The sequence below is a fragment of the Streptomyces sp. NPDC048636 genome (genome assembly GCF_040650655.1).
Lineage (GTDB): Bacteria > Actinomycetota > Actinomycetes > Streptomycetales > Streptomycetaceae > Streptomyces.
Map to the genome: position 1 here is coordinate 551,046 of NZ_JBEZHR010000004.1, position 24,690 is coordinate 575,735.

Genomic DNA, 24,690 nt, shown 5'->3' on the forward strand with positions numbered 1-24,690 from the left:
CAACGCCCTCGCCCGGCTCGATGCCCTCCCAAACCCTGGCTGACCAGCAGCCTCCCGCCCCTACGAGCAGCACCACCTCGGAGCGGAACTTACGGCTGGAGTACTGGAAGTAGGTGCACTTCGCCAACCAATGAGACAGACTGCCGCTCTCTGAAGATCAATCATGCCGCTTTGATCGGGATCCCCCGAAGGCCCCGCAGCGTGAAGTCGGGGCCGAATTCGACTTCGCCAGCGATCTCGTACTCCGGCAACTTGTCCAGCAGCCGATTCAACCAAATGCGCATCTCCATCCGAGCCATATGAATTCCAAGGCAAATGTGAGGCCCGAAACCAAAGCCCATATGTGCCTTACGGAGACGGAAGATGTCGAAGGAGTGTGGGTTGTCCCAGCGAGCGGGATCGCGATTCGCGCAACCCAGAAGAGCCACGACTGCGGAACCCTCGGGGATCGTAAAACCCTCGACCTGCGACTCGTCGCTACAGGCAAAGCGCAAAACCGACTGCGTGAGAGTCGACCAGCGGTGGACCTCCTCGAGCGCGGCCGGAACAAGCGACCTGTCGGCGACCAGCGCGCGACGTTGGCCAGGATGGCGTCCCAGCGCATACAACATCATCGCCATCACCTGCGCCGTACTCTCATTCGCCGCAACCGTCAGCATCGTCCCGTTTGCCAATATTTCCCGATCAGGCATGGACGGCGCGAAGTCGTCGAACACCATCTGGGCCATAAGCGATCCATCACTCACCCCCAGCGCACGGTGCTTTTCGATGAGACCGGCGATGTACGAGTTCAAGGCAACTGCTGCCGCAGCGCCTTCGGCGACAGTCTCTTGACCCCTCGGAGTCGGGTCCAGCCGTGCGCCGAGAACCGCCGCCGTTGCGTCACTCCATTTGACGAAGTCTTCGTACACATCCTCTTCGGCGCCCAACAATTGGGCAGTGACAACAGTGGGGATGATCCGCGTCATCTCCGCGAGAGCGTCGAGAGTTTCGCCGGAGCGAAGGCGTTCAACGAATTGATCCACGTATTCGTCCACAACTCGCTGTATCCGCGCCGCCCAGTCAGCTTCGACAGCCCTGCGCTCGAATCCTGGCTCCCAAATTCTCCGGACCGTCTGATGCCGTGCACCATCAGTCCCGAGAAAAGTCGGTCCGCCGAACGCTTTCTCCATCTCCGGGAGCACGTTTGCAGAGTTGAAATGGCGGATGTCACCAAGCACTCGCGCGCAGTTGTGATGCGACGTGATCATGTACTGATCGTGATGAGAGTTATAGACAACCGGCCCCAGGGCTCCCCATGCAGCCATGGTCTCATAGGGGTCCTGCACGAAGTCAGGATCAAGCATGTTCAAGTCCACGGTGGGACATTCCGCCGCTGCAGAGTTCATTGTACGTCCTCTCCCTCATCGGGATCGATATCACCGGGCGTCATTGCGGCCAACACGTGTTCAGTGGGAACGTGATAGCGGTGGGCATCAATCGTGTGTAGCTGGGACAAGCGGATGAGCTCATCTTTGTCAGTCGCCTCGATGAGACCTCCGCACATCGGGCAGCTCACTTCAAGTCCGACGTCCATGGCCGCGCCCCCTTCCGATTCGTCGCTGAGCAGTCCCTGGCGTTCCGCCGTGACGCCTCATGAATGACCTCGACTCTGGGATGCCACATCGACGCGCAGCGGTCGAGTGCGTTCGGAACGGAAGCCGAAGAGCACACGCCGCACACAGTCGGCTATCTCGGCGACGTGCTCGTGTATGAAGAAATGGCCTCCGGTCAGGACCTTTATCTCGAAGGATCCCGCTGCATGTCCTCGCCAAGCACTCGCTTCCTCGAGCGACACGCTCGGATCGCGATCGCCGGTTATTGCCATGATCGGCACGTTCAACATCGTCTCTGTTGTTGGCGCACGATAAGCCTCGACTGCCCGATAATCGCCACGGATAACGGGAAGGATCACGCGTCTCATCTCGTCATCGTCGAGAAGAGCCGGGTCGGTGCCACCCAGCGATCGAAGGTTGGCAATGATACTGTCGTCATCGGCCGCATGAGAATCCTCATCACGATGACACGACGGGGCGCGGCGCCCAGACGCGAACAATGCGAGCGGCGCGCGTCGCTTATCTCGCTGGAAGCGACGCGCTACCTCGAACGCCACCACCGAACCCATGCTGTGGCCGAAGAATGCGAGTGGCCGCGTTTCCCACTGGATCAACGCCTCACAAATCTCATCGGCGAGCTGACCAATGTCCTCGATCAAAGGCTCGTGACGACGGTCCTGTCGCCCTGGATACTGAACTCCGAGCACCGATATGTCCGGCTCGAGCGAGTCTGCCAACGAGCGGAAGTACCCGGCGGAACCGCCCGCGAACGGAAAGCAAACGAGGTGTACTTGACCGCGCTGAGGTGAGCTTCGCAGCGGCCTGATCCATGATCCGCCACTCGTGGTTGATGCGCGCACGTTCCTTCTTTCTCAGGCCACGCGACCGGCAATACTTCTGATCGCCGAGAATTGGAGTCTCAAGCAATCGATGCACGACCACGTGGTCAGCACCGGCCGCGGGAAGTCCTGCGATCCGACACGCGAGGGCAGCCTCAGACCGTGGCTGTCCAGATTACTGATCGAATGGGCTCTGCCCTGCCGGAAATTCGAAAGTACCGACTTCCGGCCTGGTCAACGGGATCACTTTGCGACTGGAGAACTTCCAGACCCCACCCTCGCGAACATATTCATCCTTGTAGTACGCGGTAGCCCGAGAAATTCCGCCGGCCCGCACATCACCCTGGGCGAAGACATGGCAGTTACCAGACGCTCGGGATTCGAGAATCTCGTTGATGACATGGTTGACCGTCATGTGGCAAAGATTCTCCATCTGGCCGTAGATATCGACTTCGAAGTGATGCCGGATCTCGTCCTTCCCCGTGAACTTTCCCAGCCCGAAGCTTTCTTCGTCGAAAACTGGGCTGTCGTCGCTCCACAGCTCCATCAAAGAATCGAACTGGCGAGTATCGAGTCGATACGCATATTTGGCCGTCAACTCAATGATATCGAGTCGATCGACCATGAGAGAGAATGCGTTCTCCGCCATCATGAGAAAGCCTCCGGTAACTTGTTCGCGCGCCTGAGCCGCTGACAGGATTTCGGTTGACCAATGAGCGACGTCTTATTCGTGGATCGACACCAGCTCCTATCGCATTTTATTGGGAAGCATCATTCCAGCGTCCACCGGAAGAGTGATTCCAGTAATGTGACGCGCCTCTTCCGAGGCCAGATAGACCACGGCGTCGCTGATCCCTTGCGAGTCCAGCCAGCCGGTGGGCAACGCGCTCATGTCTTTCATCACTTCGTTTGCGTCCTCCGGTGTCGGATCGGAGACTTCCGGCAGGTAGATTTTTCGCATCGAAGCATTGTTGACCATCGGCGTGTCGACATTTCCGGGATTGACCGAATTCACGCGTATGTTGTGTGGTGCCAGCTCTGCTGCCAAGGCACGCATCAACCCGACCACGCCGTGCTTGGATGCGGTGTAGTGCGCCATGGTCGGCACGCCGATCAACCCCGCTGTCGAGCTGATGAAGACCAGTGATCCGCCTTCATTCCGTTCGATCATGTGGGGAATCACCGCTTTGACGGTTTTCCACGATCCGGTCAGATTGACGTCGATAATCTCTTGCCAGGCTTCATCGGTAAGTTCCCATGAGAACCCGAAGCTGGACATTCCAGCATTTGCGCACACGACGTCGATATGACCGAACTCAGCTATCGCCTCATCGACGACACCCTGCAATTCGTTGAAGTTGCGCGTATCCGCCCGGCGTGCAAGGATCCGCCGGCCCAGCTGTTCGACCAGTTGCGTCGTCGAGGCAAGATCTTGCCCGTTCGCTCCTGGATACGGCGCGGTTTCAAGGTCTGTGCACAGGTCAACAGCTACGATGTCTGCCCCTTCTTGGGCAAGTCGCACCGCATGCGAACGTCCCATTCCACGCGCAGCGCCAGTAACCAATGCGACTTTCCCGGCGACCCGGCCCATTTCTCAACCTCCACGTCAGAAAACAGGGGTGTCCAATTCACGGCGAAAGAAATGCCCTGAATGTTGAAACTTGAGTACCCTCACCTCATCACGGCATCGCGGGATATCGCGGCACCGCGGGATCGTTTACTCAGCAGAGGCAAACATAATCAGTTTCACGTCGGCTCCTTCCACCTTGCCCAGGTCGTAAGGGCGCCAGGCCATGAAACCTGTTTGGCCGAGGTACCGGCCACTGGTACCCACACTCGGATAGTAGGCCCAGTCCCCTGACAGGAGTGAGCCGAGATCGATCCAACCGGCAACCCGGATCGTTCCGGACCCGTCCTCGAAGACGACTTCGTTGGTCAGATAGGCCATGAACTGCTTGTCGGATTCTCGCTGATAGAGAATCTTGTAGCCACCTGAGGTGGTGGCCACCTTTTCACCGGACTTGGTGAAAAGGGCGTGCTCGTAGCTACCACCCTGGCCAACCCGGATGTCCTGAAAGTCCTCGATGTCAGTGGTGGCACTGATCGTTGTCTCGACCAGTTCCTCATAGCTGTTGATCACGGTTTCGACCCCTTCTTGATTGAGTTTTTCAGGCCTTGCGGTAGACGTCTTTGAGCACGATCTTCCCGTCGCTCAGGATGAAGAGGTCAACACCACGATTGACCACCTTTCCGTCATCGGTCTCCACGGTCCACCGAACCAGCCCCATGTTCTCGCCGAACATGATCGGCGATTCGAACTTCCCGTCGACCCCAGAGGCGACCATCTTTTCGCGCATCGCGTTCATACTGGTGATCAGATCGCCGATCTGATCCTTGGTGTGGACCGTCCCGAGTCCGTCTCCGTCGGGCGTGATCCACTCCCCGTCATCGGCAAAACATTCGACGGCGGTCTCGATGTCGCCGGCACCCGAGCTCTTGAAGAATCGGTCGATCACTTCTGCTGACATGGGTCCGCTCCGTTCTCGTCGTTGACGGTGTTCAGGGATCATGCGTGCAGCCTGACCGGTAGCCGCTCCAGACCACGGAACTGCAAGGTGTAACGCCAGGTGAGTCGTTCCAGTGGCTCGGCCGCCTCCCACCGCGGGAACCTGTCCAACAGCCGGGCCAGCACGATTTCGCCCTCCAGCCGTGCCAGCGGCGCGCCGACACAATGATGGATACCGTGGCCGAAGGCCAGGTGCGTAGCAGCCTTACGGCGAATGTCCAGCCGGTCCGGCTCCGCGAACCGATCCGGGTCTCGATTCGCCGAGGACAGCGCCAGAAACACCACTTCGCCGGCGGGGATAACAGTATCGCCGACCTCCACCGGTTCGGTGGTGTAGCGCAGTGTAGAAAGGTTCAACGGGCTTTCATAACGCAGGAATTCCTCCACTGCGTTCGGTATGAGAGTGGCATCCCCGCGCAATAGCTCCAACTGTTCGGGATGCTTCAGCAGAGCGTACACCGAGCTGCTGATCAAGTTCGCGGTGGTCTCGTACCCCGCGTTCATCATCAGGAAGATGGTGGAAAGCAGTTCGGACTCTTCGAACCGCTCCTCGTTGTCCGGATCGATCATCGCGTTGATCAGGTCGTCTGCGCCGTCATGACTGCTCGCTTTCTGGGCAACCAGCGTCCGGAAGTAGTCGAGTGACGCCATGTATGCCTGATACTTCTCCGACGGCTCCGAGTCGACGCTGGTCAGCGCGCGGTTCCACCGACGAAGATCGTGGTGGGCGGCGCGAGGTACGCCGAGCAACTCGCCGATCACCGCGATGGGGATGGCCATCGCCACCGACTCCACCAGGTCGATCTCGGCTCCCGCCGGGATCGAATCAAGTAGCTCGTCGGTGAGTTCCTCGATGCGCGGCCGCAGATTCAGTGTCCGGCGCATCGTGAAAGCCCTATTGAACATCCGCCGCAGCCGCGAGTGTTGCGGCGGATCGCTGAACAGCATGCTGTCCGACGTGATCGACGCGCCCGAGACCTCCTCCGTGCTGTGCTTGGCGATGATCGGTGCGGCGCCCCCGGCCGCCTTCGAGAGTCTGGGGTCGGCGAGCAGCCGACGCACATCGCTGTATTCGGTGACCAGCCACGAACGCAGACCTGTGCTCAATGTCTTGATGACGAGCCGCCGAGGACCCGTCCCGGCGCGCATCTCCTGGTAAGCCAGGTACGGGTCCTGGATGAATTCCCAGTTCAACAGGTCGGCCTCGGCTGTCTCGGTGCCGGAGGTGTAGGGCTTCGTGGAGTCAGTCATGAGGGGGCGTCCCTTGTGCTCAAGTGGCGAAACGAGGGAATCAACTGGTCTGGACTGGTCTCGGTTCACTGGCTGGGGCCGCCCAATTCTCGGTTGATGAAGTCGAACAGTTCGTTGTCGTCGGCGTTCGCGATGAGCTGGCTCTGCTCGGAATGGCCGCCTTGATCGGCGAGCGCGGACGCCATCTTCTGGACTCGCCGCAGCACCTGGTTCTTGGCCGCCTCGTCGATGCCGTCGTCTGCCGTCACCGCCGAGAGCACCTCCTCCAGCCGGTCGAGCTCGGCCAGTGCGGACTCGGCCCGGTCGGCGTCCGCGCCGAACATCGCCGTCCGCAGATGGTCACGGAGCGCCAGCAAGGTCGGGTGGTCATAGGTGAGGGTCACCGGCAGCGTCAGCCCGGCCGCCGCGACGAGCCGGTTGCGCAGCTCGACCGCGGCGAGGGAGTCGAAACCCAATTCGACGAACGCCTTGGTCGGCGACAGGGCCTCGGTCGAGCTGTGACCGAGCGCCTCGGCCACCTGCGCCTGCACCAACTCCAGTAGCAGGGCGTCACGTTCATCGCCGTCCAGAGCGTCCAGCCGCGCCCAGGACCGGAACCCGCCGTTCGGCTCGGCGAGCCGATCCCCCGCGGCGTCCACCGGGAACGCCGCCCGGTACTCGGGCAGGTCACTGATGACCGTGCACTTGACGGTGCCTGCGGTCGCCTTGATGAATCGGGTCCAGTCCACGTGCGTCATGGCGATGTAGGTCTCGTCGTGGTCCAGTGCTCGCCGCAGTCCGGCCAGCGACTGACCGGGATCCATCGGGTGCAGACCCCGACGGCTCGCCCGGTCGGTCGCGCCGGTGTCGTCGGCCATGCCTCCGCCGGCCAGCAGGCCCCAGCCGATCGTCGTGGCCGGCAGACCGCGCGCCCGCCGGTGGTGGGCCAGGGCGTTGAGGAAGGCGTTCCCTGCCGCGTAGTGCGACTGGCCGGGTGAGCCGATGAGGCCGGCGGCCGAGGAGAACAGCACGAAGGCCGAGAGGTCCAGGTCCTGGGTCAGCTCGTGGAGGTTCCACGCTCCCTCCACCTTGGGCCGTAGCACGTTGTTCAGCCTGTCGAGAGTCAGCTCGGTGATGACGCCGTCGTTGGCCACCCCCGCGCTGTGGAACACGGCGGTCAACGGCAGGTCGTGGGGAAGGTTCGCGAGCAAGACCTTCACCTCGCCCCGGTCGGCGACGTCGCAGGCGGCGATGGTCACCGAGGAGCCCAGGGCGGTGAGGTCGGCTTCGAGCTCGATGGCGCCCGGCGCTTCACGCCCCCGGCGGGAAGTGAGCACGAGGTGTGGCGCGCCCTGCTCGGCCAGCCAGCGCGCGGTGCGGGCGCCCAGGCCGGTGAGGCCGCCGGTGACCAACACGCTGCCCGAGGGTCGCCATTCCCGGCGCGGCGGCTCATCCGGGTCGGCGCGGACCAGCCGGCCGCCCAGAACGGCGCCGTCCCGCAGCGCTGCTTGCTCCCCGGTGCCGCCGTCACCCAGCAGGCGGATCAGCCCGGCCGCCGAGGCGTCGTCGGGGGTGACCGGCAGGTCGACCAGACCGCCCCAGCGGTCGGGGCGTTCCAGTGCGAGAGTCCGTCCGAAGCCCCACAGCAGGGCTTGGTCGGGATGGTCGAGGCCATCGCCGGGGACGACGTTCACCGCGCCCTGGGTGAGACACCACAGGGGCGCGTCGATCTCGCGGTCCTCCAACGCCTGGACCAGGCTCACCGTGGCGGCCAGACCGACCGGCACGCCCGGGTGTCCCGGGACGCGGGACTGCTCCACCGCCAGCAACGAGACCACCCCGGCGAGCGGCGGCTCGCCGAGCCGGGTCGCCAGCGCGACCCGGTCCAGCTCGTGCTCGCCGACCTCCAGGCCACGGACCTCGGCCCCGGCGGCGGTCATCGCCGCTTCGATCGGCGCGACCCAGGCATCGTCGCGGTGGCCGGCGGGCACCACCAGCAACCAGGTGCCGGTGAGCGTGTCCTCGGACCGGGTCGGCACGGGCCGCCAGCTCAACCGGTACCGCCAGCTGTCCACCACCGTCTTCTCGCGTCGGCCGAGGCGCCACCGGGTCAGTGCGGGCAGCACGGCGCCGAGGCCGTCCCGTTCCTCGGTGTCCAGCTCGGCGCTCAACGCGTCGAGGTCGCCCTGTTCCACCCATCCCCAGAACCGGCTGTCCACGGCGTCCGGGTCGGCTGTTGTCGCGGCCGGTGTCCCCGGCGTGTCCGGCCAGTAGCGCGTGTGTTGGAACGCGTACGTCGGCAGCGGGGTCCGGCCCGCGCCGGCCGCGGGGAACAGAGCCGGCCAGTCGACCTCGACCCCGGTGGCGAACAGGGTGCTCACTCCGGCGAGCACGGATTCGGTCTCGGGGCGGCCTCGCCGGAGGGTCGGCACGGCGACGACATCCCCACCTGTCACGCATTCGCGGACCAGACCGGTCAGGATCGCGTCCGGCCCCAGCTCCAGGAAGCGGGTCGTCCCGCCGGCCCGGAGTTCGGAGACCGTGTCGGCGAACCGCACCGCGTTCCGGACATGCTGGACCCAGTACTCGGGGGTGGCCACTTCGCTGTTGGCCATCGGTATCCGCGGTGGCTGGAACTCCAGACCGTCGAGCGCGGCCCGGAATTCCGCGAGCATGGGGTCCATCAGCGGGGAGTGGAACGCGTGGCTGACGGCCAGCTGCTTCGTGCGGTGTCCGGCGTCGCGGAGGCGTTGTCCGATCTCGCTGACGGCGAGTTCGGTGCCGGAGATGACCACCGACTCCGGGGTGTTGACCGCGGCGATCGATACCCCGGCGCCCTGCTCGGCCACCAGCGGCGCCACCACGTCCTCACCGGCGTTGACGGACATCATGATCCCGCCCGGTGCGAGCCCCTGCATGAGCCGGGCCCGCGCGGTGACCAACGCGCAGGCATCGGTCAGCGACAGCACGCCCGACACGTGGGCGGCGGTGATCTCGCCGACGGAATGGCCGGTGACGAAGTCGGGCCGGATGCCCCAGGACTCGAACAGCCGGAAGAGGGCCACTTCGATCGCGAACAGCGCGGGCTGGGCGAACTCGGTGGTGTTCAGCCGGGCCTCGTCCTCATCGAAGATCATGTCCCGCAGTGACGGGTCCAAAGCCGCGCACGCCTCGTCGAACGCCGCCGCGAAAACCGGGAAATCGCGGTGGAGTTCCCGGCCCATCCCACCTCGTTGTGACCCCTGGCCCGTGAAGACAACGGCCAGACCACCGCTGCCGGCCACACCGGTGGCCTCCGCGCCAGGTGCGGCGGTGTCGTCGGCGAACGCCGCGAGTCGCTCGCGCAGTTGCTCGCGGTCGGCGGCGAGCACCACCGCCCTGTGATCGTGCATCGCGCGGTCGGTCACCAGCGACCGCGCGACGTCGGCCAGCGTCAGTTCGGGCCGGTCGGTCAGGTGGGCGTGGAGGCGCGCCGCCTGGGCGTGCAGGGCTGCCGACCCCCGGGCCGACAACACCACCGGCTGGACCCGCCTGCTCGCGGAGCCCTCGTCCGGGGCCGGCGCCGTCGGCGGCGTGCGGAAATCCTCGGGCGGTTGTTCCAGGATGATGTGCGCGTTGGTTCCACTGAGGCTGAACGCGGACACGCCCGCCCGCCGCGGACGGCCCTGTTCGGGCCAGTCACGGGCCCGGTCCAGCAGTTCCACCCCACCGGAGGACCAATCGACCTCAGGGGACGGGGTCTCGGCGTGGAGCGTCCGGGGCAACAGACCGTGCCGCATCGCCATGATCATCTTGATGGTTCCGGCGGCGCCGGCGGCGGCCTGCGAATGTCCGATGTTCGATTTGATCGAACCCAGCCACAGCGGGGTGTCGGACTCACGTTCGCGTCCGTAGGTGGCCAACAGGGCCTGCGCCTCGATGGGATCGCCGAGCCGGGTCCCGGTGCCGTGTCCCTCCACCACGTCGACCTCGCTCGCCGACAGGCCGGCATTGGCCAGCGCGGCGCGGATGACCCGCTGCTGCGACGGGCCGTTGGGCGCGGTGAGGCCGTTCGAGGCGCCGTCCTGGTTGACCGCCGAGCCGGCCAGGACAGCCAGCACGTGATGGTGGTTGCGGCGGGCCTCGGAGAGTCGCTCCAGCACGATGAGGCCCACGCCCTCGGCCCAACCGGTGCCGTCCGCTCCGGCACCGAAGGCCCGGCACCGACCGTCCGGGGACAAGCCCCGCTGCCGCGACATCTCCACGAACATGGCGGGGGTGGCCATCGTTGCGACCCCGCCGGCCAGCGCGAGCGAGCACTCGCCGGAGCGCAGCGCCTGGGCCGCCAGGTGCATGGCCACGAGCGAGGACGAACACGCCGTGTCGATGGAGACGGACGGCCCCTCGAATCCGAACTCGTAGGACAACCGCCCGGAGATGATGCTGGCCGCGTTGCCGGTCAGCACCCGGCCGCCGAAGTCACCGGAGTCGCGGGTCAGCAGTACGGGGTAGTCGCTCCCGTTCGCACCCACGAACACCCCGACCGGGCCGCCGCGCAGGGCAGAGGGGACGATGCCGGCGTTCTCGAACGACTCCCAGGCCGTCTCCAGCAACAACCGCTGCTGTGGGTCGATGGCGATGGCCTCGCGCGGCGAGATGCCGAAGAAGTCGGAGTCGAACTCGGCCAGGTGGTCGAGGAACCCGCCCCCCTGGGAGTACGTCGTGCCGACCCGGTCGGGATCCGGGTCATAGAGGCCGGCCAGATCCCAGCCGCGGTCGACCGGGAAGCCGGTGATCCCGTCGCGGCCCTCGGCCACCAGCCTCCACAGTTCGTCCGGCGAGTTCACCTCGCCCGGGTACCGGCAGGCCATGCCGACGATCACGATCGGGTCGTCACCGATCGCGGTGACAGGCCCGGCCGGAGTGACGTCGACGGTGTCGCCCTCGTCGCCCACCAGCTCGGACCTGACGAATGCGGCCAGCGCCTCGGGGGTGGGGTGGTCGAACACCAGCGTCGCCGGCAGCCGCAGCCCGGTGGCCGTGTTGAGCCGGTTGCGCAGCTCCACCGCGGTGAGCGAGTCGAACCCGACGTCGTGGAAGGCACGGGTCATGTCGACCGAGGCGCCGCTCGGATGGCCGAGCACGGCGGCGACCTGCTCGCGCACCAGTTCGCCGATGGCCTTCACCTGGTCGGCCACGGAGGAACCGGCCAGTCGCACCGCCTCCCGTCCCGCCACCGACGATGTTGCCGCGCGCCGGGCCGGACGCCGCACCAGGCCACGCAGCAGGGCGGGCACCGTGCCGGCCGACCGCACAGCGGCCAGGTCGAGGCGAGCGGCCATCACGTTCGGGCGAGCCGAATCGGCCGCTCTGCCCAGCAACTCGAGGCCCTGGGCGGTCGCCATCGGCAGCATCCCGCCCCGCCCCATGCGAGCCACGTCGGTCTCGTTGAGGTTCTCGGTCATACCGCTGCTCTCGCCCCACCAGCCCCAGCTGATCGAGACCGCGGGGAGGCCCTGCCGGTGTCGCTCGACGGCCAGCGCGTCGAGGAAGGCGTTGGCGGCGGCGTAGTTGGCCTGGCCCGGTGCTCCGAAGGCCGTGGCGGAGGAGGAGAACAGCACGAACGCGGAGAGGTCCAGCTCCCGGGTCAGTTCGTGCAGGTGCCAGGCACCGTCGACCTTGGGGGCCAGCACCGCGTCGACCCGGTCGGTGGTCAGGGAGTCGAACACGCCGTCGTCCAGCACTCCGGCGCAGTGCAGCACCGCGGTGAGCGGGGACTCGGGCTCCACCGAGCGCACCAGGGCCGCGGCCTGCTCGCCGTCGGCGACATCGCAGGCGACGACGCGCACCGCGGCGCCGAGCTCCGCCAGCTCGGCAGCGAGCCGGACGGTCCGGGGCGAGTTGTCGCCCTGTCGGGAGGTCAGCAACACATGTCGCACGTGGTGGTCGGTGACGAGGTATCGAGCCACGTGCCCTGCGAGCGCACCCGAGGCACCGGTGATCAGCACGGTTCCGGCCGACCACGAGGTGGCTTGCGCGGGGTCGGTGGTTCCCAGGCGGGCCAGGCGCGGGGCCCGGAGCACGCCGCCGCGCACCGAGACCTCCGGCTCACCCGATTCCACGGCCGCGTGCAGCGCCGCGGTGCTGGTCGCGTCGGCGCCACCTTTGACGAGGACGATGCGGTCGGGGTTCTCCGACTGTGCCGAGCGCAGCAGTCCCCGCACGGCCGCGCCGGTCAGGCTGTCGGTCGTCACCACCACGAGCCGCGAGGACTCCCAGGCGGGATCGGCCAGCCACGTCTGCACCGGGCGCAGCACGCTGTTCACCGCCGCGTGGACGTCGGCGGTGACGGCGAGCCCCTCCTCCGGTACCGACACCGCCACGAGGGCCGGAACCTCGGCCACCTCGTCCCGCCCGGACATCAGCTCCGCGAGCGCGAGCGGGCCGTCCAGCACGGTGGCCCCGGAGCGGGGCGCGATGTCGTCGACCCGGCCACACTCGACCCAACTGATCTCGAACAGCGAGTCGTCGCGGGACGCGGCGGCGCGGAGCTGGTCGGCGGAGACCGAGCGTGAGGACAGCGACGCCACACTGAAGACGGGAGCGCCGGTGTCGTCGAAGGCGTCCAGGGCGACCGTGTCGGTGGCCACCGGCCGGACCCGGATGCGCAGCGCGGTGGCGCCCGAGGCGAACAGCCGCGCTCCGGCCCAGGAGAACGGCACCAGGCCCTGGGGGGTGTCGGAGGTGAGGGCCCGGAGCACGCCGCCGTGCAGACCGGCATCCAGCAACGCCGGGTGAACGCCGAAGCGCTCGGCGTCGGTCCCGCTCGGCGGCAACGCCACCTCGGTGTAGAGCTCCACACCGCGCCGCCAGCAGGCCACCAGCCCCTGGAACGTCGGCCCGTAGTCGTGGCCCGCCTCGGCGAACAGGTCGTACGCGCCGTCGACATCGACGACGTCGGCTCCCCGCGGCGGCCATTCGGTGAGCGGATCGGGTTCCGGCAGGCTCCCCGTGCCGGACACCGTTCCGGTGGCGTGCCGTGTCCAGGGGGTGTCGTCGGCGTCGCCGTCGGGGCGGGCGGAGATCGTGACCTTCCGACGGCCCTCCTCGTCGGCCGCTTCCACCAGAATCTGCAGCGCGACCGAGCCCGCCGCGGCGATCAGCAGGGGCGCCTCGATCGTCAGCTCGTCGAGCACGGTGCAGCCGACCTGCTCGGCCGCCCGCAGCGCCACGTCCACGAAGGCGGTGCCGGGTAGCAGGGCCTGCTCGAACAGCACGTGCTCCCCCAGCCACGGCTGGGTCTGCGGCGCCAGCCGGCCGGTCAGCAGCACGGCCTCGCCGCCGGCGAACTCCACGCCGGCCAACAGCAGTGGATGGTCGAGCGGGTCGAGGCCCACCGCGGCGAGATCGGCCGGCGGTTCGGGGATGTCGAGCCAGTACCGCTGGTGCTGGAACGCGTACGTGGGAAGCGGGGTGTGCCGAGCTCCGGTGCCGTCGAACAGGGCCGGCCAGTCGACCTCCACCCCGGCGGCGAACAACGTGCCGAGTGCGGTGAGCACCGTGTCGGCTTCGTCGCGGTGCCGACGCAGGCTGGGGACCGCGACGACGTCCGGCTCGACGAGACACTCGCGGATCGCGCCGGTCAACGGCGCGTCGGGGCCGATCTCGAGGAACCGGGTGACGCCGGCGCCGTGCAGTCCGGACACCGTGTCGGCGAACCGCACCGTGTCTCGCACGTGCCGCACCCAGTACTCCGGGTCCGCCACCTCCTCGCCGCCCACCATCGGAATGCGGGGCGGCTGGAATGCCAGGCCATGGACCAGGGCGCGGAACTCGTCGACCATCGGGTCCATGAGCGGCGAATGGAACGCATGGCTGACGACGAGCTGTTTCGTGCGGTATCCGTCCTCGGTCAGGCGCCGCACGATCTCGGTGACGGTCGGCTCGAGCCCCGAGAGCACCACCGAACCGGGGGTGTTGACCGCCGCGATCGACACCGATTCGGCGTACTGCGCGACCAGCGGGGCGACCACCTGCTCGCCGGCGGTCACCGAGACCATCACACCGCCCGGGTCGAGCCGCGCCATCAGCCGGCCACGCTCCGACACCAGCCGGCACGCATCCGGCAGCGACAGCACGCCGGCGACGTGCGCAGCCGCGATCTCGCCCACCGAATGACCGGTGAGGAAGTCCGGCCGGACACCCCAGGACTCGAACAGCCGGAACAGCGCCACCTCGACCGCGAAGAGCGCCGGTTGGGCGATCTCCGTGGCGTCGAGCCGATTCTCCCCGTCGCCGAGGATGGCCGCCCGGACGGCGGGATCCAGCTGATCGCACGCCTGGTCCAACGCGGCCGCGAAGACCGGGAACTGCCCGTGCAGTTCCGCGCCCATGCCGGGGTGCTGCGCGCCCTGACCGGTGAACACCATCGCCAGCGGGCCCCGCCGGGCCACATCGGCGACGACCCCGGTTCCGTCGCCCCCGTGCGCGTACTCCGCCAACCGCTCCAGGGCCTGCGCGCGGTCGGAGGCGAGCAGTACCGCCCGGTGGTCGTGGCCGGCCCGGTCGGCCACCAGGGAGTAGGCGACGTCCGCCAACGCCACGTCGGACCGGTCGCGCAGGGAGGAGCACAGTCGATCCGCCTGACCCCGCAGGGCCGCGGGCCCGCGAGCCGTCAGCACGAGCGGCCACACCGGCAGGGTCGCCGCGGGAGGCGGGGCCGGGGCGGTGAACTCGGCCGGGGGCTGTTCCAGGATGACGTGTGCGTTGGTCCCGCTGACGCCGAAGGAGGACACCCCCACCCGGCGGGGCCGGCCACGGTCCGGCCACTCCCGAACCCGGTCGAGCAGCGCGACCGAGCCCGACGACCAGTCGACCTGCGGCGACGGGGTTTCCGCGAACAGGGTCTTGGGCATGACCCCGTGCCGCATCGCCATGATCATCTTGATCGTGCCGGCGATGCCCGCCGCCGCCTGCGTGTGACCGATGTTCGACTTGATCGACCCCAGCCAGAGCGGCGCGTCCTTGGTGTGCTCGCTGCCGTAGGTGGCCAGCAACGCCTGGGCCTCGATCGGATCGCCCAGCCGGGTCCCCGTGCCGTGTCCCTCGACGACGTCCACGTCGGAGGCGGACAACCCGGCACTGGCCAGGGCCTGGCGGATCACCCGTTGCTGGGACGGACCGTTGGGGGCGGTCAGCCCGTTCGACGCGCCGTCCTGGTTCAGCGCCGAGCCGGCCAGCAGTGCCAGCACCTGGTGTCCGTTGCGCCGCGCGTCGGACAGCCGCTCCAGTACCACCAGGCCCGCGCCTTCGGACCAGCCGGTGCCGTCCGCGTCCGCGCCGTACGCCCGGCACCGACCGTCCGCGGCGTTCGCGCGCAGTCGGCTGTACTCCACGTACAGGTCGGGCGTGGCCATCACCGTCACGCCGCCGGCCAGCGCGAGCGAGCACTCCCCCGACCGCAGCGCCTGCGCCGCCAAGTGCATGCTGACCAGCGATGACGAGCACGCCGTGTCCACCGTCACAGCGGGGCCCTCGAAGCCGAACTCATAGGCGACCCGGCCCGACGCGATGCTCCCGGCGCTGCCGTTGCCCAGGTAGCCCTCGAGCTCCTCGGGCTTGGTGTGCAGCCGCGAGCCGTAGTCGTGGTACATCAGCCCGACGAACACGCCGGTCGGGCCGCCACGCAGCGAGGTGGGATCGATGCCCGCGTTCTCGAGGGACTCCCAGGCCGTTTCCAGCAACAGCCGCTGCTGCGGGTCGATCGTGATCGCCTCGCGCGGCGAGATGCCGAAGAACTCGGGGTCGAACTGGTCGGCGTCGTACAGGAAGCCACCCTCACGGGTGTAGGTGGTCCCGGGATGATCGGGGTCCGGGTGGTAGAGCTCGGCCAGGTTCCAGCCCCGGTCGGTGGGGAAGGCGCCGATCACGTCCCGGCCCTCGGCGACGACGTCCCAGAGCTCGTCGGGCGAACTCACCCCGCCCGGGAAGCGGCAGGCCATGCCCACGATCGCGATCGGGTCGTCTCCGGTGCCGGCCGCGGTCGCGCTGACGGCCGTCCGGGCCGGGGCGGCCGCCTCGCCGCCGATCTCGCCCCGCACGAACTCGATCAGGGCGGCCGGGGAGGGGTAGTCGAAGATCAGTGTGGCCGGCAACCGCAGCCCGGTGGCCGTGTTGAGCCGGTTGCGCAGCTCCACCGCGGTCAGTGAGTCGAACCCCAGCGCGGTGAAGGGCTGCCGGTCGTCGATGGCGTTGCTTGCGGAGTGCCCGAGCACGGCCGCGGCATGGGTGCGCACCAGCTCGGCGACGACCTGGTCGCGCTCTGCTGGCTCCAGTGCCGCCAGGCCCTCGCGAGGTCCGGCCCCACCGGCCAGGTGGGGTTCGACGACCCGCCGCGCCGGACGGCGCACCAGCCCGCGCAGCAGTCCCGGGACCGTGGCCGCGGTGGACAGGCCGACGAGGTCGAACGGGGCGGCGATGACCCGGCCCTGTCGGCGGGCGGCCGCGTCGAACAGGGTGAGACCGAAGTCGTTGTCCACCGGGCGGATGCCGGTGCGGGCCATCCGGGCCCGGTCCTGGGTTCCGAGGTGGCTGCCCATCCCACTGGCCTCGGCCCACCACCCCCAGGCGATCGACACCGCCGGCAGGCCGAGTGTCCGCCGGTGCTCGGCCAGCTCGTCGCAGAACGCGTTGGCCGCCGCGTAGTTCGCCTGGCCGGCGGCGCCGAACGCCGACGCGGCCGAGGAGAACAGCACGAACGCCGACAGCTCGGCGTCCTGGGTGGCCTCGTGCAGGTGCCAGGCACCGTCCACCTTGGGCCGCAGCACCGCATCGACCCGGTCGGGGGTCAGTGAACCCACGGTCGCGTCGTCGAGCACACCCGCGCAGTGCACCACGGCGCTGAGCGGGAACTCCGGCGGCACCGAGCCGACGAGGTGCATCACCTCTTGGCGAACGGCGAGGTCACACGCGACCATCCGCACCGAGGCACCCGCCTCGGTCAGCCGCTCGACCAGCTCATCGGCACCCGGAGCGGCCGGACCCCGCCGCGACACCAGCACCAGCCGTCGCACCCCGCACTCGGCCACGAGGTGCTCGGCCACCAACCCGGCCAACACGCCGGACGCCCCGGTCAGCAGCACGGTCCCCGTGCCCCACACCGAAGACCGCTCGTCCGGCGCCGGCCCGGCGGGCTCCGGGAGCGCCTCGGCGGCGACCCTGTTCAGGCGGGGCGACCACAGCCGTCCGTCACGAACCGACACCTCCGGCTCACCCGATTCGACCGCGGCGCGGGCGAGTGCCTCCACCGACCGCGCCCCGGCCGGCTCCGGATCGGCGAACGCCTGCTCGACGAGAACCACCCGCTCCGGGTTCTCCGACTGTGCGGAGCGCACCAGACCACCGACCGCCGCACCCACGAGCCCGCCGTCGGTCACCACGACCAGCCGCGACCGCTCCCACCGGGCATCGGCGAGCCAGTCCTGGAGCACCCGCAACGTGCCGTTCACCGCGGTGTGCACCGAGTCGACCGTCGACTCGGGTGCCCGGCGGCCGGGAACGCGCAGCACCACCAGCTCGGGCAGCGGCGCGCCACCGTCCACCGCCGAGCCGAGCGCGGCCAGGTCGGGGTGGAGCCACGCATCGACCGTGTGCTCGTCCTCCGACGGCGCGGGCTGCGCCGGATCGGACGGCACCACCCAGCCGATCGGTCCTTCGGCGCTCGCCCCCGGACCGGCCTCGGCCGGTCCGCACTGCACCCAGCCGAGCTCGAACAGCGCGTCGCGGTGTGCGGTGTCGACGTCGCGCAGTTGCTCGGCGGAAACCTCCCGGGCGACCAGTGAGTCCACCCTCAGTACCGGGCGACCGGTGCTGTCGAACCCGTCCACCGACCACGAGGATGGCCCCGTCGGGGAGAACACGAGCCGCAGTGCCGCGGCGCCCGAGGCGAGCAGCCGCACCCCGGACCACAAGAACGGCGCTCGCACGCCGGGGTTGTCCGGGTCAGCCCCCCGCGAGTCGAGCTGGTCCAACGCCAGGCTGTGCTGACCGGTGTCCATCAGGGCCGGGTGCAGGCCGAAACGCACCGCATCGGCCGCGAGTCCCTCGGGCAGCTCCGCCTCGGCGAAGACCTGGTCACCCATCCGCCAGGCCCGGCGCAGCCCGGTGAAGGCGGAGCCGTAGTGGTAACCGAGCGCGCTGAGCCGCTCGTACGATCCGGCGACGTCCAGTTCGGTCGCCCCGGTCGGCGGCCAGGTCACGTCCGCCGGCCACGGCGCCGGCTCCGGACTGTCGCCGGGCACCGCGCTCCCCCACGCGTGCCGCGTCCACGAGACACCCACGGCCTCACCGGGTTCCGCCGACCGGGAGGAGACCTCGACGGTGCGGCGGCCGTCGCCGTCGAGAGCCCCGACGAGCACTTGGATCAGCACGTCGTGCCCGCTCGGCAGGATCAGCGGCGCCTCGATGGTCAGCTCCTCCAGCCGGCCGAGGCCCGCCTCATCGGCTGCGCGGATCGCCAGCTCGAGGAACGCCGTACCGGGCAGCAGCGGCCGATCGAAAAGCGCGTGGTCGACGAGCCACGGGTGAGCGTGCAGCGAGAGCCGGCCGGTGAACAGGAAGCCGGCGTCACCCGCCAGGGTCATTTTCGCGCCGAGCAGAGGGTGATCGACCTGTTCGAGGCCGCTGGCGGCCAGGTCGCCGGGCGCGGACGCCGACGCGGTCGGCCAGTAGCGCTGCCGCTGGAAGGCGTAGGTCGGCAGGTCGATCCGCCGCGCCCCGGTGTCGGCGAAGGCCGCGGACCAGTCCACGGTGAGCCCGGCCCGCCACGCGGCAGCCACCGATCGCAGGAACATCTCCGGGTCGCTCTCGCCGCGGCGGAGGGTCGTCAGCACGGTCGCCTCGACGCCGTGCTCCTCGGCGGTCTCCTCGATCGCGGGAGCCAGCAGCGGGTGCGGGGCCACCTCCAGCAGCACGCGGTACCCGTCGGCCAGCAGCACGGCGGCGGTGTCGTGGAACCGTACCGGCTGCACGAGGTTGGTGAACCAGTACCGGCCGTCGAGCTCGTCGCCCTCCACCCGGCGGGCGAACGTCGTGGAGTAGTACGGCACCGAGGCGGTGGCCGGGCGGATGTCGCTCAGGAGCGCGAGGAGTTCGTCCTCGACCACCGCCATGTCCGGGGAGTGCGTCGGGTAGTCCATCGGGATGGGACGCGCGCGGACACCGGCGGCCTCGTACTCGGCCCGCAGCGCGGCGACCCGGTCGAGCGGACCGGTCACGACGACCGATCGCGGACCGTTGATCGCGCTGACGTGCACGTCGGTCAGCCGTGCGACCTGGGCGCGCACCTGCTCGACCGGCAGCCCGACCCAGAGCGTGGCGTACCCGGTCACCTGGCCGGACACGCGCGCCCGCGCGGTCAGGACCCGGGCCGCGTCGGCGAGGGTGAGGATGCCGGCGATGTGCGCGGCCGCGACCTCTCCCACGGAGTGCGCGATGATCGCGGAGGGCACCACCCCTCGGGAGATCCACAACCGGGCGAGCGAGACCATGACCGCGAACAGCATCGGCTGGACCTGCTCGGCGTGCTCGAGGTCCACGCCGTCCGCGCCGGCCAGAAGATCGCGCAGTGTGTGGCCGTGCCAATCCACGTACGGCGCGAGCGCCGCCTCGCACTCCGCCATGGACGCGGCGAAGACCGGCGAGGAGTCCCACAGCCGCAGGGCCATCCCGACGTACTGCCCGCCCTGCCCCGGGAACACGAACACCGGATCGGTGTTGCCGGAGCTGACGGGTCCGGTGACCGGGGTGGTGGCTGCCACCAGGTCATCCAGCCCGGACAGGAGTTCGGTGAGGTCGGCGCCGAGCACCACGGCCCGGTGATCCAGCGAGGAGCGGGTGTTGGCCAGTGAGAACGCCACGTCGGCCAGCTCCGCCGGGCCGGTGGCCCCGAGTGTCAGGAGGTGCTCGCGCAACCGCAGCGCCTGACCGCGCAGCGCGGCTTCGCCGCGGCCGCTGAGCAGCAGCGGCAGCACCTGCGGCGCGTGGGACCGATCCGCCGGTTCGACCTCGGGCTCAGTGTCCGGAGCCTGCTCCATGATGACGTGCGCGTTGGTCCCGCTCGCCCCGAACGACGACACCGCTGCCCGTCGGGGACGCCCGGTCGTCGGCCACGGCCGGGCGTCGCCGAGCAGCCGGACCGTTCCGCTCTCCCAGTCGACGTACTCCGAGGGCCGGTCCACGTGCAGGGTCTTCGGCAGCACACCGTGCCGGATCGCCATGATCATCTTGATGACGCTGCCGACCCCGGCCGCTGCCTGGGAGTGGCCGATGTTGGACTTGAGCGAGCCCAGCCAGAGGGGCTCGCCCTCCCCTCGGTGCCGGCCGTACACGGCCTGCACCGCCTTGATCTCGATTGGGTCGCCGAGCACCGTGCCGGTGCCGTGCCCGTCCACCGCGTCCACCTCGTCGGGGCGCACGCCGGCGTTGGCCAGTGCCCGTCGAAGGACCCGCTGCTGGGCAAGGCCGTTGGGCGCGGTGAGGCCGTTGGACGCACCGTCCTGGTTGATCGCCGAGCCGCGGAGCACGGCCAGCACGGAGTGGCCGTTCCGGCGGGCATCGGAGAGCCGCTCCAGCACCAACAGGCCGGCGCCCTCGGCGAAACCGGTCCCATCGGCGCCCGCGCCGAACGCCTTGCAACGACCGTCGGCGGACAGCCCTTGCTTGTCGAACTCCTGCAGGTCGACCGGGGTCGCCATGACGGTGGCCCCGCCGGCCAGTGCCAGCGCGCACTCCCCGGAACGCAGCGCCTGCGCGGCCAGGTGCATCGCCACCAGCGAGGACGAGCAGGCCGTGTCGACCGTCAACGCCGGCCCCTCCAGGCCGAACTGGTAGGAGACCCGCCCGGCGAGCACCGCGGCGGAAGTCCCGGTGAGCAGGTAACCGTCGGCCAGCTCGGCGCTGCCGCGGAGCAGGTCCGCGTAGTCCTGGTCACTGGTGCCGGCGAACACACCGGTCTGGCTGCCCCGCACCGACTTCGGGTCGATCCCGGCCCGCTCCAACGCTTCCCAGGTCAGTTCCAGCAACAGCCGCTGCTGCGGGTCCATCGAGGCCGCCTCGCGCGGCGAGATCCCGAAGAACCGCGCGTCGAACTGCGCCACGTCGTCGAGGAAGCCACCGCCACGCACGTGGGTGGCGCCCTGACGCATCGAGTCCGGGTGCAGCAAGGTGTCGAGGTCCCAGCCCCGGTCGGTCGGCAGCCCCGACACCGCGTCGCGCCCGCCGTCCACCAGCTCCCACAGCTGCTCCGGCGAGCCGACCCCACCCGGGTAGCGGCAGGCCATGCCGACCACGACGATCGGGTCGTCGGCGAACGCGGCAAGGGGGACGGCCGTGCCGGGTTCCTCGTCAGTCGCGTCGGTCACCAGTCCGACCAGGTACGACGCAAGGGCCGCGGGGGTGGGGTAGTCGAAGGCCACGGTGCCGGCCAGCCCGAGACCGAGCGCCGCGTTCAGCCGATCCCGCAGCTCCACCGCCGCGAGCGAGCTGAAGCCCAGGTCCTGGAAAGTGCTCTCGAGATCGACATCGGCCGGCGAGTCGAGGCCGAGCACCAAGGCGACCGAGGTCCGCAACAGATCGTTCACGACGCGACGCTGATCCACGACGGCCAGCACGTCCGTGACCCGGGCGTCGGTGCTCGGCTCGGGCGTGGCGGCCGAAGGCGGGTCCGAGGGAGCCGGGGCGACGGAGCCGTCGCGCGGCAGCCAGTGCCGATGCCTCTGGAAGGCGTAGGTCGGCAGGTCGACCCGCCGGCTCTCGTCGGGGAACAGCGCCGCCCAGCTCACCTCGCCGCCGCCGGTGAAGAGGCGAGCGACCGCGTCGAGCAGGGCAATGGCCTCGGGCCGGTCACGGCGGGACGCGGCCACCGCCGTCACCCGCCGGTCGGTGGACAGGCATTCCCGGACCATGGCCGAGAGCACCGCGTCCGGTCCCAGCTCCAAAAAGCGGGTGACGCCTCGCTCGTGCAGGGTGGCCACCCCGTCGGCGAAACGCACCTGCTCGCGTGCCTGCCGGACCCAGTACTCGGGCTCGCCGAGCGTGGCCGCGTCGGCCAGGGCACCGGTGAGGGTGGACACCACCGGGATGTCGGGCGCGCCGAAGGTGAGTCCGGCGACGACGGCCCGGAAGTCCTCGAGCACCGGGTCCATCAGTGGCGAGTGGAACGCGTGGCTGGTCGCGAGCCGACGGGTCCGGTACCCGGCCGCGGCCAACTGGGCCACGACCTCTGCCACCGGTTCCTCCGCACCGGACACCACGACCGAGTCAGGGCTGTTCACCGCGGCCACGGACACCCCGTCCGCGGCCGCGACCAGCGGGGCCACCGCATCCGGGGCGGCGTTCACCGCGACCATGGCACCGCCGTCGGGCAGCGCCTGCATCAACCGGCCGCGCGCCACGACCATGCGACCGGCGTCGGCAAGGGACAGCACGCCGGCCACGTGCGCGGCACTGATCTCGCCGATCGAGTGACCGGCGACGAACTCGGGCCGGATGCCCCACGACCGGACGAGCCGGAACAGTGCGACCTCGAAGCAGAACAGCGCCGGCTGGGCGAATTCGGTGCGGTCCAGCAGTGGACCGCCCTCCCACATCAGCTCACGCAGCGATCGGCCCAGCAGCTCGTCGGCCACTCCGCAGACCTCGTCCAGCGCCGCGTCGAACACCGGGTACCGCGCCGCCAGCTCTCGCCCCATTCCGGCGCGCTGTCCACCCTGGCCGGTGAAGACCATCGCCAGGCGGCCTTCCCTCGCCCGTTCGACGTGCACCGCGGGACTGTCCGTGCCGTCGGCCAGTGCGGACAGACCGGCCACCAGGGCCGCCCTGTCCTCGGCGACCACCACGGCACGGTCAGCCAGCACGGCGCGGGTGGTGACCAGGCTTCGTCCGACGTCGGTCGGCTCCAGCTCCGGGTGGCGCTCGACGAAGGAGCGCAGCTCCTCGGCCTGACCGCGCAGCGCGGCGGCGCCCCGGCCGGTCACCACGAACGGCCACGGACCGGTGCGGGCCCGCCCCGTCGGCACGGACGCGGCCTCGACCGGGTCATCGGGAGCCTGCTCCAGGATGACGTGCGCGTTGGTCCCGCTGATCCCGAACGACGACACCGCGACACGCCGGGGACGGCCCCGGTCGGGCCACGGCCGCTGGTCGGTGAGCAGCCGGGCCGTCCCCGCCGACCAGTCCACGTGGGAGGTCGGCCGCTGGGCGTGCAGCGTCCTGGGCAACTCCCCGTGGCGCATGGCCATAACCATCTTGATCACGCCGCCGACGCCGGCCGCCGCCTGCGCGTGTCCGATGTTCGACTTCAGCGATCCGATCCACAACGGCGTGTCCGCCGTTCGCTCCCGGCCGTAGGTGTCCAGCAGGGCCCGGGCCTCGATCGGGTCGCCCAGCCTGGTGCCGGTGCCGTGCGCCTCGACCGCGTCGATGTCGGTCGAGGCCACACCGGCGTTGGCCAGCGCGGCCCGGATCACCTGGCGCTGAGCCGCGCCGTTCGGCGCGGTGAGGCCGTTGGAGGCGCCGTCCTGGTTGAGGGCGGAGCCTGTCACGAGGGCCAGCACCTGGTGGCCGTTGCGCTGGGCGTCGGACAGCCGCTCGACCACGAGCACGCCGACGCCTTCCGCCCAGCCCATGCCATCGGCCTCGTCGCTGAAGGCCTTGCACCGGCCGTCCGGGGCGATCCCGCGCTGCCGGGCGAACTCGATCAGCGAAGCCGGGCCAGACATGATCGTCGCCCCGCCGACCAGGGCGAGCGAGCACTCCTGCGAGCGCAGCGCCTGGGCGGCCAGGTGCAGCGCGACCAGCGAGGAGGAGCAGGCCGTGTCCACGGTGACCGCGGGCCCCTGAAGACCGAACGCATAGGACAGCCGTCCGGAGACGACGCTGGCGATGTTGCCGGTCAGCACGTAGCCCTCGTAGGTCGACGGCACGGTGCGCAGCGAGATGTGGTCCTGGTAGCTGACGCCGACGTACACGCCGGTCTGGCTTCCTCGTACCGCGTCGGCGCTGATCCCGGCTCGTTCAAGAGCCTCCCACGAGGTCTCCAGGAGCAGCCGTTGATGCGGGTCCATCACGGTCGCTTCCCGAGGGGGGATGGCGAAGAACTCGTGGTCGAACAGGTCCGGCGACCGCAGGAAACCGCCGCCCCGGGAGTACGTCCGGCCCACCTTCTGGGGGTCGGGGTCGTAGAGCTCGTCCAGGTTCCAGCCGCGGTCCGTCGGGAAGCCGGACACCGCGTCGGTACCGTCGGCCACGAGCTGCCACAGGGCTTCGGGGCTGTCGGCGTCCCCCGGGTAGCGGCAGGCCATGCCGACGATGGCGATCGGCTCCCGGTTCCGCGCCTCGACGTCGCCGAGCCGCTGCCGGATTCGCTCGTTCTCCTTGAGTGCGTTGCGCAGCGCGTCAACGAGCTCGTTCATGGACGGGGTGG

The 24,690-nt window shown here is 69.4% G+C and carries 9 protein-coding genes; all 9 read right to left on the reverse strand.

From position 1 onward, the window contains the following. Positions 1-161 precede the first annotated feature (161 nt). The 9 genes from AB0C66_RS15130 to AB0C66_RS15170 all read right to left on the reverse strand — a co-directional run bounded on the left by AB0C66_RS15130 (position 162) and on the right by AB0C66_RS15170 (position 24,679). Positions 162-1,388 (reverse strand): cytochrome P450, encoded by a 1,227-nt coding sequence (locus AB0C66_RS15130; protein ID WP_362437355.1) that lies wholly within the window; start codon positions 1,386-1,388, stop codon positions 162-164. Then, positions 1,385-1,576, reverse strand: a complete 192-nt coding sequence (locus AB0C66_RS15135) for a hypothetical protein (RefSeq protein WP_362437357.1) — start codon at positions 1,574-1,576, stop codon at positions 1,385-1,387. Before AB0C66_RS15135 ends, AB0C66_RS15130 begins: the two co-directional genes overlap by 4 nt. A gap of 57 nt (positions 1,577-1,633) precedes the next feature. Beyond that, positions 1,634-2,455: an alpha/beta fold hydrolase gene (locus AB0C66_RS15140; protein ID WP_362437358.1), complete on the reverse strand. Its 822-nt coding sequence runs from the start codon at positions 2,453-2,455 to the stop codon at positions 1,634-1,636. 154 nt (positions 2,456-2,609) lie between these two features. Beyond that, complete coding sequence (locus AB0C66_RS15145; protein WP_362437360.1) at positions 2,610-3,086, reverse strand: nuclear transport factor 2 family protein; 477 nt, start codon at positions 3,084-3,086, stop codon at positions 2,610-2,612. Positions 3,087-3,182: 96 nt separating this feature from the next. Next, positions 3,183-4,025 (reverse strand): mycofactocin-coupled SDR family oxidoreductase, encoded by an 843-nt coding sequence (locus tag AB0C66_RS15150; protein ID WP_362437362.1) that lies wholly within the window; start codon positions 4,023-4,025, stop codon positions 3,183-3,185. A gap of 126 nt (positions 4,026-4,151) precedes the next feature. After that, positions 4,152-4,574 carry a hypothetical protein gene (locus tag AB0C66_RS15155; protein ID WP_362437364.1) on the reverse strand — a complete coding sequence of 141 codons (423 nt, stop codon included), beginning with the start codon at positions 4,572-4,574 and terminating at the stop codon, positions 4,152-4,154. Between the two features lie 28 nt (positions 4,575-4,602). Further along, positions 4,603-4,962, reverse strand: a complete 360-nt coding sequence (locus AB0C66_RS15160) for a nuclear transport factor 2 family protein (protein ID WP_362437366.1) — start codon at positions 4,960-4,962, stop codon at positions 4,603-4,605. 38 nt (positions 4,963-5,000) lie between these two features. Beyond that, a complete protein-coding gene (locus AB0C66_RS15165) occupies positions 5,001-6,251 on the reverse strand; it encodes a cytochrome P450 (protein WP_362437368.1) in 1,251 nt (416 codons plus the stop codon). Positions 6,252-6,316: 65 nt separating this feature from the next. Then, entirely contained in the window at positions 6,317-24,679 is an 18,363-nt protein-coding gene (locus AB0C66_RS15170) for a type I polyketide synthase (protein ID WP_362437370.1), read from the reverse strand. Positions 24,680-24,690 lie beyond the last annotated feature (11 nt).